We start from the raw sequence: 14674 nt of genomic DNA on the forward strand, positions 1-14674 counted from the left end.
TCCTAATTTAATGAATTATTTTCATCGCCAAAAATCTGAGTCAGGTAATTCCCTGGCGCCACACGGATCTGTTCGTCCGCGGTCTGAATTTTCAGTAACGAGGTGTACTTGCTAACAGTCCGTTGGCCGTCAAAATCACCTTCGGCAAAGACTGCCACGCCGGCGAGTTGTGAATCAAACTCATCGACCAGAGAGCGCAAACCACCAACGGTCCCGCCACCCTTCATGTAATCATCAACAATTAACACGCGTGAATTTGGCTTCACACTACGCTTGGACAGCGCCATCCGTTCGATCCGCTTGGTCGAGCCGGAGACGTAGTTCACACTCACCGTTGAGCCTTCGGTAATCTGAGAGTCATGTCGCACAATGACAAACGGCACATTCAGATAACTGGCAACACTCTCGGCTAACGGAATTCCCTTAGTCGCCACCGTCACCACAACGTCGACAGACTGGTTCAAGTACTGCGTCGCCAAGATCCGGCCGATTTGCCGCAAAGCTGCGGGCCGACCCAGGATGTCTGACATATAAACATAGCCACCGGGCAAATACCGGTCGGCTTCGGATAATTCAGTAATCATTTCACCAACAAATTGTTCAGCTTCTTCTCTTAAAATATAAGGGATAAACCGGGCACCACCAGCGGCGCCGGGGACGGTCTCCAGTAGACCGGTACCACGAGCTTGGAGCGTTCGCTTCAAAATAGTCAGATCTTCACTGATGGAAGACTTGGCCGATTCATACCGCGCTGCAAAAAATGTCAAAGACACCAATTGGTGCGGGCGTTCTAATAAATACCGAGTCATATCGACCAAACGGTCACTTCTTCTGACTTTCAACCTCTTCACCTCATCTATTTCTTTAGAGTTAATTGTAAGCCCAATTTTAGCATAAATGTTCGGGTTTTTCGTTACATTTCGGTTAGAATTAATAATTTTTTGGAACTTTTATCAAAATGAAAGCATAATCCGAGATTATTTGATTATGAAAGCCGGAAAAGGTCTGAACCATTTACGATTAACCAGCCTTGTTTCTAACCAATCCCATCACTTCCAGTTATCAGCCTATAGGTTTCCCACGTCACTTTCAACTGATTGCCATCACAACATGCACAAAAGCTGCGGCGAACCAACACTAATCATTGATTCACCGCAGCTTCAGACCACTTTTTATTTAATTAATTGCTAGTGAACAGTTACCGCCTGCGGCTAACATAACTCTTCACCTCAAACGTTAGCCGCGTCAATGAACCAATAAATCTTCTTTTGATTCTACATGTAACAATCATTATTTATTCTGCAGTCTGTAGTCGTTGCCAACCTAAAGCAATGAAATAGAAGATGGCTTCGATGGCCGCGATGAAGAATGACACGGGGAAGTTCGTCACGTAGCTCAGAACCAAGCCGCTCCAGACGCCGACCAGGGCCAATGTAATAGCGAGGACCATCATTCCTCCCACTGTGTGAGCGAAGTACTTGGCGGTAGCCGCCGGCAGCGTCAGCAGGATAAAGATCAACAGTGACCCCACGATTTGCGCAGCCACACTGACACTCAGCGCCAGCAGAACCAGGAAGGTAATCGACAAAGCATTGGTCCAAAGCCCCTTGACCCGGGCCCCAGTGTGATCGAACGAATCAAACTTCAGAAACCGGTAGATCACGAAGACCACAATCAATACGAGCAATGACAGCCATAACATCTGTTGCACGTCGCTGGCACTAATCCCAATAACACTCCCGAATAGGATACTAGTGGCATAACTGGCATTCTTATTAGCCAGCGAAAGAAACAAAATTCCTAACCCAATGAACAGCGCCGAGATGGCACTGGTTGCCGCTTCCCGTCGTTCAGAGCGCGCCGAGAGCTGCCCCACGATAACCGAACTCACCACCGTAAACAGGAGCATCCCGTTTAACGGTGCCCAGCCAGCGAAGACCCCAAAGGCTGCCCCAGAGAAGCCAATTTCAGAGAGCGTATGCGTCAAGAAAGACATGTTGCGGGCAATCACGAAGACGCCCATGATGCCACAGATGATGGCGATGATGGTGCCGGCCGCGAAGGCGTTGCGCATAAATTCATAACTAAACATTTTCGCCCTCCCACACCTTTTCAGTCGTCAAATTCGTGATGGGCCCCTGTTCCACTTTACCAGGCGTCATCATTAAGTAGTGTTGCGTATACTTCTGGGCCATCGGAATATCATGGGTCACAAAGAGGACCGTCAATTTCAAGCGTTGATTCAGCTCCGTCACTAGATCCAGTAGTTCCGTCTTGGTCACAGGGTCCAGACTAGCCGTCGATTCGTCCAGGATCAACAAGTTGGGCGCTTCCACCAAAGCCTGTGCGAGGTAAGCCTTCTGCTTTTCCCCACCCGAGGCTTGACCGATGGGCCGTTTAGCCAACTGCTTCAGACCAGTCTGGTCCAGAATCTTTTGAACCTTAGCGCGTTCCTTGGCAGAGAGCCAGGGTAGCTTCCAGCCGGTCAGATTCAGCCCCACGAAGTCCTTGATTGTCAACGGATAGTCGGCATCGATATTCCGAAACTGTGGCACGTAGCCAATCGTGACGTCACCCTGACTGGGTAGGTACGAGATTTTTCCATGCGTTGGATGCAATTGATGGAGGATGGTCCGCATCAACGTCGTCTTGCCGACCCCGTTTTTTCCGATGATACTCCACATTTCTCCCTGGCGAATCGTCAGGTTAAGGTCGTCAAATACTGGATGATTGGGAAAAGTCACGCCGAGATGTTCTAATTTTAATATGGGTGCACTTTCCATTAGGACTGTCCCTCCTTCGCTTGAATTCGTTGGACCTGTTGATACTGTTTCAGCATCCAGGTCCGGTAGCTTTGATTGACCGGCATCGTCTCAGTCACCTTGACGATGGGGATATCGTATTTTTTGGCAAGGTTGACCATTGCCGTCACGTTTTTACTCGTATTCTGCGTGTTCTCTACAAAAAAGGGAATTTTACGTTGTTTAATTTGATTTTGAAGCTTGGTAATATCAGCCGGCGTGGGATCGCTGTCCTCTTCGATTGACTGTGCAAAGTGACCATCGCTGATGCGATAGCCCATTGCGCTCAATGCTAAGTCAAAGACGGGTTCGCTCACCGCGACCTTCTGCCGATCACTGTGCTTCGCCAATTGCTTAGCAAGTTGCGGTAGAGCCGCTAATTGTTTCTCGTAGGCGGTTCCCCGGCGTTTGAACTCAGCCGCATGACTCGGTTCAAGCTTACTGAACTGGGTCACCAAGTGACGGGTCACCTTGACCATAGTCGTCGGGTCCGTCCACAAGTGGGGATTATCCCCCGTTTTCTTGCCCATAAGGGTGCCAATCGTTAGCTTCTTTGTCTGAGCGTCATCGTTAGCCGCTACGACCCGGTCCATCCAACTATCGTAGCCCAGGCCATTCGCAATGACCACATCGGCCTTAGCGACCTTCTTAGCCGTCTTCACGTCTGGCTCATAGCTCTCGGCATCGATGCTAGGGCTATTAATGACTGTCGTCACCTGACCACGATCGCCCAGAATGGCCTTGGCCGCCTCACCGTAGAAGCCCAAGGTTGCGACCACATGAATCTGATTGTCGGCATGCTTAGTGGTGGGCGCCGCCGAGCATGCACTCAGGGTAACTCCCACCATTAAGATGGCCAGTAGGGTCAGGAGACCTCGCTGCCAAAATTTTCGTTTTCCAAGCTGCAATCGACTCATCCCATTTCTCCGCTAAATATGTAAACAGTAATGATTACCGTTTAATATCTTACCAGATAATGAAAACTTGTCAACCACGCTTAAGTCTTCCTTAATCAACATATTTTTTCAGAAAATCTTCCACTAGCTGATCATACTTGACCGGGTCTGTTGCCCGCGTGGCAATGTGTGCAGCACTAGGATCACGGTACTTTTCCTTTGGTCCCGCTGCAGCCCGGTAGAGCACGTCCAAGTTCTCCACAGGAACTGTCTGGTCGTTGGCACCCTGAATCAACAATAAAGGTAAGTGTGTGTGTCGCAATTGGTTAGCAATATTACCATCGGATAGGCGATAGCCCTCGGCCAGCCGGGAATACTGATCGGCAATTGGTACGATTGGATACGTGGGTAAGTGATATTTGTGACGAATCCGATAGCGGGCTTCCGCCAAGACGGACGCATACCCCGAGTCGGCAATCACAGCCTTAACGTTGTGGGGCAGGTCTTCGCCAGCAGTCGCCATCACCGTAGCGGCCCCCATCGAAATCCCCATTAGCACAATCTCACAGTCATCCCCATATTTGGCAACGACTTGATTGATCCAGCCGGTATAATCTAATCGGTCGGGCCAGCCATACCCAATCGTGTGCCCCTCACTATCGCCGTGAGCCCGTGCATCGGGCATCAGCGTGGCGTACCCCCAGTTGTGGAAGACCCGGGCGAACGGAATCATTTGTTCACGGGCGTGACCCAAGCCGTGGGCCAAGATTGCTACCCGTTTCGTTGGCTTCTCGGCCTCTACCAAGCTGGCTCGCAGAATCAGTCCGTCTAAGCTAGTCTGCGTCCATTCAGCCGGATCATGCCGGAGATACCAAGCATTATCGTCCGCGGTATTCTCTGCAATCGCGCGCTTCTTCGTTTTAAGTCGATTACGACTGAAGGATTTTGTGGCAGCCTGGTAAACCACCGCAGCGCCACCCAAAACACTGACAGCACTAACGGCAGCCGCAGCGGCGGTGCCACCCAGAATTTTTTGCCAAGTTTTCATATTGACTACCCCATTTCTAGTTATTTTCAACGTTGTATCGGATTCAGCGCGCAAGAAAATTAGTCTCTGCTTTGAACACGTTAAACCAGACTGACACAACGTTCACTTTAGGCTTATCACCTATACTCTAGCTAAAAATGAGAGCGTTTTCCACTCTTTGCTTGAAATTCATGGCAATTTTCATAATCTGTGGTGCTAATGTTCTCTATCTGATAGATAATCCCGGTTTTCGCCTATTACACGGGGTCTATTTCGCCCGCTCATCTTGATGCTTACTATATAACAACTGAATCAATTCCAACTGCGTCAGTTGCCCCTTCAAGATAGCCCCAACTTCGGCGACCATCCGGGGATCTACGGGAATATTTTCTCTCTCCAATGCCTTCACCTCACCTAGCTATCATGACTGTTTTCACTGGGCAACGCCAGCCAAACGTCTTACAAATTTTGTTATATGCAAAAAGGCGTCAGGTCAACGTTTTTGCTGACTCGACACCTCATAATTTTAGTGAATAATTTGTTTGACGCGTGCCTGCAACTCAGGCACCACATTGTCTAAGAACCACGGATGCTGGTGCAGCCACCCATAGTTCAGCGGTGACGGATGCACCAATGGAAAGTACTCCGGTAAATAGTCCTGATAGTGCGCCACCGTTGCCGTCAACGTCTGCTCACGCTGGGGTAGGTAGTATTTCTGCGCGTACTGCCCGATCAACAGGATCAGCTTTATGTTGGGCATTAATGCCAACAGCGGGGCGTGCCACTTGTCCGCAAACCCCTTACGCGGTGGCAGATCACCCCCATGGGCATGTTTACCAGGATAGTAGAAGTCCAATGGCAACACAGCCACTTTTCCCGAATGATAGAACTGATCTTTAGTCACGCCCATCCAATCCCGCAAGCGATTTCCGCTAGCATCATCCCAGAAGGTCATCGATGCCTGAGCCCGACGACTCGGCGCCTGACTGACCAGCAAAATCTCCGCTCCGGCTTCAACGTGGTAGAGCGGCTGAATCCCCTGTTCGGTAAAGCCTTGATTCTGTGGATCGTCCTGAATCGCCTGAAAAATCTGTGCTGCTGTCTGCATCAACGCTTCCTCCTCAGGCTTACGGCAATGGCCGTACCAAATACACCTCGCGACAGAAACCCTTCATCCCATTAAAGACGCGCTGGGCCCGCGATTGCTTACTGCACAAGCCAAAGACGGTTGGTCCGGTTCCACTCATCTGAGCGACGTCGGCTCCGAACTTCATCATCTGTTGTTTGAGTTGCGTAATCTCCGGGTACCGGTGCGCCGTCAACGGCTCCAACACGTTACCCATAACCGCACACATCTCCTCGATGTCTTGATCACGCACCGCTTTCAATAAGCTATCGATATCCGGATGTTCCAGATCATCGTAACGAATCTGCTGAAGGATGCTGGGCGTGGAGACGCTCACCTTGGGCTTGGCCAAGACCACCCACGCAGCCGGTAGCTTCGACAGCGGCGTGATTCGCTCGCCGCGACCGCGTACGTGGGCCGTCCGACCGTACACGCAGTACGGCACATCCGAATCAATCTGCAAGCCGAGTTCGGCCAGCTCCTGCCAACTCAATCCCAGGTCCCACAATTGATTGAGCCCCCGCAAAACGGCGGCAGCATCGGATGACCCACCGCCTAATCCCGCAGCGACAGGAATATTCTTTTTGATTCGAATATTGACCCCCTCACCCACGTTGAATGTCGTTTGGAGTAAATGGGCGGCCTGATAGGCCAAGTTTCGCTGATCATTTGGCAAAAAGCCACTATCCGAGGCAACCCGGATGCGTTTATGTTTGGTTAACGTTTGAATTTCGACATAGTCAGCCAAGTCCACGGACGTCATGACCATATTCCACTCCTCCGCACCATCCTGATGATGGTACGGGGTGTCGAGCCCGAGGTTTATCTTGGCAGGCGCCTTTTCAATCAGTTGCATGAGCTCACCTTAATTCCAGATAGGCCACTGCCTACCGTTCTCCTGAATCTGATTAAGCCTATTATACTATGGTTACCGCCAAAATAAAAAGGGTTCTCCAAGCCCCACGCTAATTCCTAATCAGCTGGCGCCTGCGAACCCCTCATTCTCATTTTTTTCCAAAATAAAAAGGCCTTACTGGCCCAATTATCTATTCATCAAAGTCGACTTCGATGTTTTTGGTTAAAATATCGGTATAGCTATATGAAACCCGTTCAAACGAATTTTCGTCCTGGTCTAAATCCACAACGAATACAGCTGGATAGGTTTCTCGAAGAATTCCATGCCGTTCTGTTGTCTTCTTACGCCCGGCCTGTGCGATCACCATTAGCTTTTCACCAATGCGCTCGTCCAGTTTGTTCTTAATGTTCGCTAAACTTGTTGGCATGCACTTCACCTCTGTGAAACATGATACCATGGTTTCACAAAAAACGCAAATTATACCACACTAGCCCACAATCCGCAAGAATCCGCAATTGAAAAGGGTTACACAAGGCCTTCATTGTGAAAAGCATTGGTTAATTCAATGAAATTTACCAAGGTTAGCCGTTCTGGCCGTAACTGTTGTGAAATACCAACGTCTTTCAAGACCGCTTCGATCCGTTCACGAACTTCTGGTTGTTTCCCAAAAATCCCTTGCAGATTGTTCCACAGTGTCTTGCGACGATGCGCGAAGCAACCCTTAACGAACTTGTACAAAGCTTGGTCGTCGTACGGTTTAACCGGTAACGGTTCCCGTGGTGTCAACCGAATGATGGCGGAGTCAACGTTCGGTTGTGGGATAAAGGCCGTGCGCGGCACCTCAAAGGCAACCTCCACGTGAGCGCGGTACTGCATGACCACGGAGAGCGACCCGTAGGCCTTGGTACCAGGCTCAGCGACCAAACGATCGGCCACTTCCCGCTGCATCATGACCACAATCTCATCGAAACTCACGCCGCTCTGCAGCACGCCCATCAGAATTGGTGTCGTGATGTAGTAAGGCAGATTAGCCACGATTTTGACAGGATGACCCGGTTCGAATTCATTTTTAATCACAGCCGGCAGATTAGCCTTCAGAATATCCTGATTGATCACCTTAACGTTGTCGTAATCCATCAGCGTTTCGTCGAGAACTGGCAACAGGTTTTCGTCAATTTCAAAGGCTACGACCTTCCGTGCTCGCTTGGCGATCTGCTCTGTCAACGCCCCAATCCCAGGGCCGATTTCAATGACGTTGTCGTTATCGGTCACATCCGCAGCGTTAACGATGTTGCGAAGGATATTTAAGTCCGAGAGAAAGTTTTGTCCCAGGCTCTTCTTGGCCACTAACCGGTAACGGGATAGGATGGCCTTGGTGCGAGCTGGTGAGCCAATTTCGGGTACGCTATTATTCATGGAAATCCTCCTTTTGACGAATCTGTTGCACTGCGGCGGCGAAGTCTGCAGGTTGGATGCTAAACATCCGCAAACGCTTCTCCAGTTGCTTACCATTCACGTAACCAATCTGAAGGAGTTCGCCGAGCTGTTCACGCCGGGCCTTGGCACCGGCCCCGCCGATCAAGCCCGCGGCCATTAAATCTTCGTGGGTAATCAACGTGGGCGCTGCCGTCGTTTCGGTATACACGTGGTCGAGCGCGGCCCGGATGGCCTCCGGACTGGCATGTTCCACACCGAGTGACCCGCCGGCCTTGTCCGGACGGCCCTCTGCTTTAGGTAAAAAGGCGTGCTTTGCATTCGGTACGGCCTCGGCTACAATCTTACGAATCTTTTCGCCGGAGAAATCAGGATCGGTAAAAATTATCACGCCCCGCTGATCGGCTAACTTTTCAATAAGGGCCAGTGTGTCCTCATCGATAGCGGAGCCCCGCGTTTCGATGGTATCGGCATTGACCGCTCTGTTGATTGATTTGGTATCGTCTTTGCCCTCCACCACGAGGACTTCTTTAATCTTCTTCATTGATTTGATAAAACTCCTCTGCGTTGTGGTAAGTGGCGGCAGCAATTTCTTCCGGCGTCGTGTCACGTTCCTTGGCGATGGCTTCAACCGTATAACGGGTAAAGGCCGGCTCGTTCTGTTCCCCACGGTGGGGCTCCGGTGACAGGTACGGTGCGTCGGTCTCGACCATCATCACGTCGAGTGGCGTGGCTCGTACGGAGTCGTGGACTTCGTGGGCGTTCTTGAAGCTGGCCACACCGGAATAGGAAATGTGCATCCCCAGGTCCAAGAACTTCTTGAGCCACTCGGGATCACCGTTAAAGCTGTGCATAACACCACCAATGTCGCTGATACCGCCCTCCTTGAGAATCCGGTAGGTATCTTCAAAGGCATCTCGGTTATGAATGGCAACGGGCTTCCCGACTTCTTTAGCAATCGCAACTTGCCGAGCAAACACCTTGCGTTGCACGTCCTGTGGCGAACTGTCCCAGTGATAGTCCAAGCCAATTTCGCCGAGCGCAACGACCCGGTCGTCGGCGAGTTGTTCTTCCATAAGCTTTTCGGCAGCCGCATCGTAATTCTTAGAATCTTCAGGGTGCCAGCCCACGGCCGCGTACAGCTGTGGATACTGGTGCGCCAGCTTGATGGCATCGGCGTTCAACTGCGTGTTGGAGCCGATGTTGACCATCTTGACGACGCCTAAGTCCGCTGCCTGTTTGAGGTAACGGGGGACTTCTTTAATAAATTCTTCGCTATTTAAATGGGTATGTGAATCAAAGATTTTCATCATGATCCTCCTATTTCCGTGAAACACTTTCCTTATGATACTTCATTACCCTGACCTGCGTCTCCGGGCTGGTGAAAATGAACCGGTTCGCTGTGGGCGGACGCCCAGAGCCAAAGAGCGGTCTCTGGACTTGCCTTTGAACCTCTAAGGACCGAGTTTCAAAGGCACCAATTGGCTAAGCGGCAAGAATCCTGCCGCTAAGTCAATTCCCACGGCTGAGTCCATTTTCACCAGCCCTGCGACTCACACAGGATTAATTTAGAACCTAACTTCAGTGGATTCAACTAAAATGACACATAAAATAGTTGTTCACAGGTGGATAACTATTTAAAATCAGCGGTTATCAACAACGAAATCAGCACTTATTCACCAATTTCACTGCCTACCGCCATTATCGCAGACCTTATGAACAATTTCATCCACAATTCGCCGAATTATCAACCGACTTATGCACCTATTCGTTTATAGGTGATGGAAGTTGTCCACATTTTACCGGAATTCTTAATTTTTATAATATCTTTTTGCACCGGTGGATAAGTTCGTAAGTGGATAACTCTCCATGCTGTCCACACGAGTAGTTATCGGCCAATTGAGACTCGTGGTTAAAAGTTAGCCTAGCCGGAGGCAACCAGGGATGGAGTCAGCCGTGACAGCGATGTTAGACCGGGCGATTGTTTCTTCCCGGCCTTACATCGCGGGACGTGTTTGGAAACTCGCGATTCTCAGCGAGGTTTCAAACCGAGCCGGAAGCCCGCTCTTTGGCTGCAGGCGTTCCCCACAGCGGCGGAATCCCTGGTTGCCGTAGGCGACAATTTTTTACCACACTCTTTTGACATAAAAACGCGGGTTTGGCGTCTCATCGACCCGCCGCCCACGCTTATGCGAACATTATTCGACTGATGAACCGTTGACCAACTCACTTGGTACGGTGATTAACTGGACCTTACCGTCGTGTTCTGCGGACAGTAACATCCCTTGGCTGACCTGACCACGCATCTTGCGAGGCTTCAAGTTGGCCACGATGACCACCTTTTTACCCACGAGTGATTGTGGTTCTGGATACCATTGGGCAATCCCAGACAGAATCTGGCGGTTACCTTGGTCGCCGGCGTCCAACTGGAACTTCAGGAGCTTGTCGGCACCTTCTACGTGATCGACCGCTTTAACTTCGGCGACCCGCAGTTCAATCTTTTCAAATTTATCAAACCGAATTTCCGGCTTGTTTAAGGTTAATTCAGAGTCACTCTCAGCTTCGGACTTAGCAGCTTCCTGCTGTGCCTGAGCCTTGGCAGCCATTGCGGCCCGGCCCTTCGTCTTTTCAGACTTGGTCATCTGGCCTTGAATGAAGTCGACTTCTTCCTTCACATCGATCCGTGGGAAGATTGGGGTCCCCTTGGCAACGACCTGCTTGCCGGCTGGTAAATCAGCCATCTTCAAGTCGACCATGTCAATAGTAGCTGGATCTAAGCCGAGTTGGGCAAAGATTTCCTTAGGCGCATGCGTCATGACTGGGCTGATCAAGGTTGCGATCACCCGCAGGCTGGCAGCCAAGTGCGCCATAACAGCGGCCAATTCGGTGGCCTTACTGTCATCCTTAGCTAATTGCCAAGGCGCCGTTTCGTCAATGTACTTGTTCGTCCGGGAAACTAACTTCCAGATTTCGGAAAGGGCATCGGCGAAGTGCATCTTGTCCATCAAGTCATGGTAGTTGGCAATGACGGATTCAGATGTCGCTTCGAGGTCCGCGTCAAACTCAGTCACGCCGGCCTTGAATTCAGGCAGCTTGCCATCTTCGTACTTGTTGATCATGGCAACGGTCCGGTTCAACAGGTTCCCCAGGTCGTTAGCCAAGTCGTAGTTCAACCGGTCAACGAAGTCTTCGGGCGTAAAGGTCCCGTCGTTTCCGTAAGGCATTGCCCGCATCAAATAGTAACGCAAGGCGTCAAGGCCATATCGGTCAACTAACGTTTCAGGGTAAATGACGTTCCCCTTAGACTTGGACATCTTGCCATCCTTCATCAATAACCAGCCGTGCGCAAACAATTCGTCTGGGGCTTTGATACCCAGCGCGTGCAACACGATTGGCCAGTAAATGGAGTGGAAACGGACGATTTCCTTTCCGACCATTTGAACATTGGCAGGCCAGAACTTGTTGAACAAGCTTTCATCGTCACTGGTGTAACCCAATGCCGTGATATAGTTGAGCAACGCATCGATCCACACATAGACCACGTGCTTGGGGTTACTCTTGACGGGCACACCCCAAGTGAAGGTCGTCCGAGAAACGGCGAGGTCTTCCAGACCCGGCTTGATGAAGTTGTTGATCATTTCAGTCATCCGAGATTCTGGTTGGATGAAGTGGGGGTGGCTGTGATAGAAGTCCAGCAGCCAGTCAGCATACTTGCTCATCTTGAAGAAGTACGACTGTTCCTTGACCAGGGAAACTTCGTGGCCAGAAGGTGCCTTCCCACCAATTACTTTGCCGTTGTCATCATGGTAGACTTCGGCCAATTGCGTTTCGGTGAAGTATTCTTCGTCATCCTCAGAGTACCAGCCTTCGTATTCGCCCAGGTAGATGTCGCCTTGCTTTAACAGGCGTTCAAAGACTTCCTGCACGGCCGCCACGTGTTCCTTGTCGGTCGTCCGGATGAATTTGTCGTTGGAGATCTCCAACGTCTTCCAGAGTTGCTTGATGCCGTCAGCCATGCCATCCACGTATTCTTGTGGTGATTGGCCTTGGGACTTCGCCTTGTCCTCAATCTTCAGACCATGTTCATCGGTCCCAGTTAAGAAAAAGACGTCGTAACCGTTGCTCCGCTTGTAACGGGCTTCCGTGTCACACGCAATCGTGGTGTAAGAATTCCCGATGTGCAGCCGCCCAGATGGGTAGTAGATCGGCGTGGTAATATAAAAACTTGGTTTGTCTGCCATAAAATAAAAGCCTTCCCTCGCTCTAAATTGTTCCCTTATTTTTAGGTTAAATTTCAGTTTAAATTCTAATCCAGTATAGCATAAACCCCGGGTGAGCCATAGCGGTTCCCGGGGATTTTAAAACGACAAATTGTTGATTTCAGCGTTTGCACACCTATCGTGTGAGTCGCCACAACGACCGGAGACACTCAGCGCCAGCAATTCAATCAGAACAGGTCCAACTGTTGTGGCGCCAGATTGTCCCACTGCAGGCCCAGAATGGCCTGTAAACGCATGGCATTCGGGGCCGCATCCTTGCCGGAGTTGTTGTTGAAAATCACGCAAACATCCTTGGCCTGTGTCGCTAGCCGGCGCACCAAATCTGCCAGCGTCTGCAGCTCTTCTTCACTGTATTTGTATAGCGTCCGGGTCTTACGCCAGATGGCACCCTGGTTGAACCAGCCCTGCTCGTTACGCCCATGCAAACGTACAACGGCCAGTTCAGGGGTCGTGACCGTTTCGACCAGAGGAATCCCATTGTTCAGATTGTGAGGTTCATCGGTTGTGACGTTGATAATCTTTAGTGATTGCAAATACGCCGTCACATCGGCCGTCATTCCCGGTTCCTCAAACCAACTGGGACTGCGGAATTCCACCGCCACCGGCAGATTCCCCATCTGAACACGGACGTCACGCAAATATTGAATATTCGCGGTCGTCCGGTTAAAGTACGGCGGAAACTGGAAGAGAACCGTAAGCAGCTGGTCATGGTCGACCAAAGGCTGAATTGCTTCACGGAATTGGATAAAGGCCGTTGCCCGCTCCTCGTCGGTGACGGGCTCGCTGCGTTGATCGTGGCGTGTCATCACCTGGTTGGCCTTCAAGATATACTGAAAGCCATCGGGCACCGCCGCCTGCCAATTTGCCACCGTACTCTGCCGGGGAATCCCGTAGAAGGGTGTATCCAGTTCGACAACTGGAAAATGCCCCGCGTATTCACTCAACGTTACCGGTCGGTCCTCCCCACCAATCAAGGCGGGATGTTCCTTCCAAGTCGTTAGCCCAATCGTAATCATCCTGTCACCTCTTACTTTAAACGTTCAAACCGTTTGATCAAATCCACTTCTGGCGTAGTCAATTGCCCCGTCAGCTGACTGATCAACCGTTTACCAGCGACACGATCGTTGTACCGAATCGCCGTCACACAGATATCAATTAAGGCAAACATGACCGTCACCAAGATGGCCTCGCGCCGATTAAAGGTCGCATTAAAGAGCGTCACCAGTTGACCGCTAAACGCCAGCTGAATGATACTGTAGACCAGCAACGTATCCGGAAGAAGTTGAAGCACGTTCAACCACCGTAAGCGCCGCACTAACTTTCTTAATTGTGCAATGACTTCTTGATGACTCATCGTCTCACCCTCAGACTCGCAACGCGTCGAAGAACTCGGTTGCGTCGGCTTGAACCATATCATAGGTAAAGCCCAGGTTTAATTGTTCTTGATTAACGACCACGACCTGTGCCTGTTGATTGCGGTAATCAAGGAGACCAGCAAACGGATAGACCCGCATGGAGGTTCCCACGATGACAACCAAATCAGCCTGACTCATCGCCGCCACGGCGCGTTGTACGTTGGTGGTGTTTAAGCCCTCATCGTACAGCACAACATCAGGCCGCAACCAGCCACCATCGGCATCGTGGTACGGCGACTTTAGGTAGTCGTGCCAGTCGGCCTTAGCACCACAGACCTGGCAGTACACGTTATAGAGATTCCCGTGAAATTCGACCAGGTGCTGGGTATCCGCGACGTTGTACAGGTTATCGATATTTTGGGTAATGACCGTGGCCCGGTTCTGCCGAGTCAGGGCCGCTTGTTTCTCGTGAATGACGTTGGGTTTGGCATCTGGATAGTACAGGTTCTGCTTCACATAATCGTAAAAGACTTCTGGTTCCTGTACCAAACAGCTGTGACTCAGATAGTATTCGGCGTTCCGGTGGCCGGTGTATAGACCGTTCTTGGACCGATAATCCGGAATCCCAGACGGCGTAGACACACCCGCTCCGGTTAAGAATACAATGTGCTGAGCTTGATCAAAGGTCGCTTGTAAGCGCGCTTCCATCCCCATCATCCTTTCCTTGTCTTGATTCTCTAAACTTGTCGCTATCTTTGCCTGCGGCTGCCAGGGTTACGCCTGCTGTGGGGACCGCTTCCAGCCAAAGAACGGGCTTTCAGCTCGCCTTGAAGCCAGCCCCTGAAACCCGGGGCCGTCTCCAAGGTCGTTCCGTGCCGTAAGATTGGGGAAAACCACCC

16 protein-coding genes are annotated in these 14674 nt (G+C 50.8%); all 16 read right to left on the reverse strand.

Annotation, left to right across the window (positions count from 1 at the left end):
• Positions 1-2: 2 nt before the first annotated feature.
• Positions 3-842 carry a pur operon repressor gene (purR, locus tag EKM73_RS07365; protein ID WP_125701326.1) on the reverse strand — a complete coding sequence of 280 codons (840 nt, stop codon included), beginning with the start codon at positions 840-842 and terminating at the stop codon, positions 3-5.
• Positions 843-1294: 452 nt separating this feature from the next.
• On the reverse strand, positions 1295-2092 hold the full coding sequence (locus EKM73_RS07370) for a metal ABC transporter permease (RefSeq protein ID WP_125701327.1): 798 nt from the start codon (positions 2090-2092) through the stop codon (positions 1295-1297).
• Complete coding sequence (locus EKM73_RS07375) at positions 2085-2783, reverse strand: metal ABC transporter ATP-binding protein (RefSeq protein WP_125701328.1); 699 nt, start codon at positions 2781-2783, stop codon at positions 2085-2087. Before EKM73_RS07375 ends, EKM73_RS07370 begins: the two co-directional genes overlap by 8 nt.
• Positions 2783-3718, reverse strand: coding sequence for a metal ABC transporter solute-binding protein, Zn/Mn family (locus EKM73_RS07380; RefSeq protein ID WP_125701329.1), 936 nt, complete (start codon positions 3716-3718; stop codon positions 2783-2785). The genes EKM73_RS07375 and EKM73_RS07380 overlap by 1 nt, the downstream gene beginning before the upstream one ends.
• Positions 3719-3809: 91 nt before the next feature.
• Complete coding sequence (locus tag EKM73_RS07385) at positions 3810-4745, reverse strand: alpha/beta hydrolase (RefSeq protein WP_125701330.1); 936 nt, start codon at positions 4743-4745, stop codon at positions 3810-3812.
• A gap of 247 nt (positions 4746-4992) precedes the next feature.
• Positions 4993-5124, reverse strand: a complete 132-nt coding sequence (locus EKM73_RS12955; RefSeq protein WP_263853801.1) for a hypothetical protein — start codon at positions 5122-5124, stop codon at positions 4993-4995.
• A gap of 126 nt (positions 5125-5250) precedes the next feature.
• Positions 5251-5832: a uracil-DNA glycosylase family protein gene (locus EKM73_RS07390; RefSeq protein WP_125701331.1), complete on the reverse strand. Its 582-nt coding sequence runs from the start codon at positions 5830-5832 to the stop codon at positions 5251-5253.
• 19 nt (positions 5833-5851) lie between these two features.
• Positions 5852-6706: a 4-(cytidine 5'-diphospho)-2-C-methyl-D-erythritol kinase gene (ispE, locus tag EKM73_RS07395; protein ID WP_125701332.1), complete on the reverse strand. Its 855-nt coding sequence runs from the start codon at positions 6704-6706 to the stop codon at positions 5852-5854.
• Positions 6707-6896: 190 nt separating this feature from the next.
• Entirely contained in the window at positions 6897-7133 is a 237-nt protein-coding gene (locus EKM73_RS07400; RefSeq protein WP_020089174.1) for a Veg family protein, read from the reverse strand.
• A gap of 98 nt (positions 7134-7231) precedes the next feature.
• Positions 7232-8122, reverse strand: a complete 891-nt coding sequence (rsmA, locus tag EKM73_RS07405; RefSeq protein ID WP_125701333.1) for a 16S rRNA (adenine(1518)-N(6)/adenine(1519)-N(6))-dimethyltransferase RsmA — start codon at positions 8120-8122, stop codon at positions 7232-7234.
• Positions 8115-8684: a ribonuclease M5 gene (rnmV, locus tag EKM73_RS07410; RefSeq protein ID WP_125701334.1), complete on the reverse strand. Its 570-nt coding sequence runs from the start codon at positions 8682-8684 to the stop codon at positions 8115-8117. The genes rsmA and rnmV overlap by 8 nt, the downstream gene beginning before the upstream one ends.
• Complete coding sequence (locus tag EKM73_RS07415; protein ID WP_125701335.1) at positions 8671-9450, reverse strand: TatD family hydrolase; 780 nt, start codon at positions 9448-9450, stop codon at positions 8671-8673. Before EKM73_RS07415 ends, rnmV begins: the two co-directional genes overlap by 14 nt.
• A gap of 888 nt (positions 9451-10338) precedes the next feature.
• On the reverse strand, positions 10339-12381 hold the full coding sequence (gene metG / locus EKM73_RS07420) for a methionine--tRNA ligase (protein ID WP_125701336.1): 2043 nt from the start codon (positions 12379-12381) through the stop codon (positions 10339-10341).
• 206 nt (positions 12382-12587) lie between these two features.
• Entirely contained in the window at positions 12588-13436 is an 849-nt protein-coding gene (locus EKM73_RS07425) for a DUF72 domain-containing protein (protein ID WP_125701337.1), read from the reverse strand.
• A gap of 11 nt (positions 13437-13447) precedes the next feature.
• The gene (locus EKM73_RS07430; RefSeq protein WP_020089180.1) at positions 13448-13774 is read right to left on the reverse strand and encodes a hypothetical protein; all 327 of its coding nucleotides are present in this window, start codon (positions 13772-13774) and stop codon (positions 13448-13450) included.
• A 10-nt stretch (positions 13775-13784) separates the two neighbouring features.
• Positions 13785-14483, reverse strand: coding sequence for an NAD-dependent protein deacylase (locus EKM73_RS07435; protein ID WP_125701338.1), 699 nt, complete (start codon positions 14481-14483; stop codon positions 13785-13787).
• Positions 14484-14674: the final 191 nt, after the last annotated feature.

Source organism: Levilactobacillus fuyuanensis (assembly GCF_003946395.1).
Taxonomy (GTDB): Bacteria; Bacillota; Bacilli; order Lactobacillales; family Lactobacillaceae; genus Levilactobacillus; species Levilactobacillus fuyuanensis.

Bases quoted from the DNA above. Each gene is read 5' to 3' on its own strand.
- EKM73_RS07370 (WP_125701327.1), bottom strand. From the start codon at position 2,092: ATGTTTAGTTATGAATTTATGCGCAACGCCTTCGCGGCCGGCACCATC.
- EKM73_RS07375 (WP_125701328.1), bottom strand. From the start codon at position 2,783: ATGGAAAGTGCACCCATATTAAAATTAGAACATCTCGGCGTGACTTTT.
- EKM73_RS07380 (WP_125701329.1), bottom strand. From the start codon at position 3,718: ATGAGTCGATTGCAGCTTGGAAAACGAAAATTTTGGCAGCGAGGTCTC.
- EKM73_RS07385 (WP_125701330.1), bottom strand. From the start codon at position 4,745: ATGAAAACTTGGCAAAAAATTCTGGGTGGCACCGCCGCTGCGGCTGCC.
- EKM73_RS07390 (WP_125701331.1), bottom strand. From the start codon at position 5,832: ATGCAGACAGCAGCACAGATTTTTCAGGCGATTCAGGACGATCCACAG.
- ispE (WP_125701332.1), bottom strand. From the start codon at position 6,706: ATGCAACTGATTGAAAAGGCGCCTGCCAAGATAAACCTCGGGCTCGAC.
- EKM73_RS07400 (WP_020089174.1), bottom strand. From the start codon at position 7,133: ATGCCAACAAGTTTAGCGAACATTAAGAACAAACTGGACGAGCGCATT.
- rsmA (WP_125701333.1), bottom strand. From the start codon at position 8,122: ATGAATAATAGCGTACCCGAAATTGGCTCACCAGCTCGCACCAAGGCC.
- rnmV (WP_125701334.1), bottom strand. From the start codon at position 8,684: ATGAAGAAGATTAAAGAAGTCCTCGTGGTGGAGGGCAAAGACGATACC.
- EKM73_RS07415 (WP_125701335.1), bottom strand. From the start codon at position 9,450: ATGAAAATCTTTGATTCACATACCCATTTAAATAGCGAAGAATTTATT.
- metG (WP_125701336.1), bottom strand. From the start codon at position 12,381: ATGGCAGACAAACCAAGTTTTTATATTACCACGCCGATCTACTACCCA.
- EKM73_RS07425 (WP_125701337.1), bottom strand. From the start codon at position 13,436: ATGATTACGATTGGGCTAACGACTTGGAAGGAACATCCCGCCTTGATT.
- EKM73_RS07430 (WP_020089180.1), bottom strand. From the start codon at position 13,774: ATGAGTCATCAAGAAGTCATTGCACAATTAAGAAAGTTAGTGCGGCGC.
- EKM73_RS07435 (WP_125701338.1), bottom strand. From the start codon at position 14,483: ATGGAAGCGCGCTTACAAGCGACCTTTGATCAAGCTCAGCACATTGTA.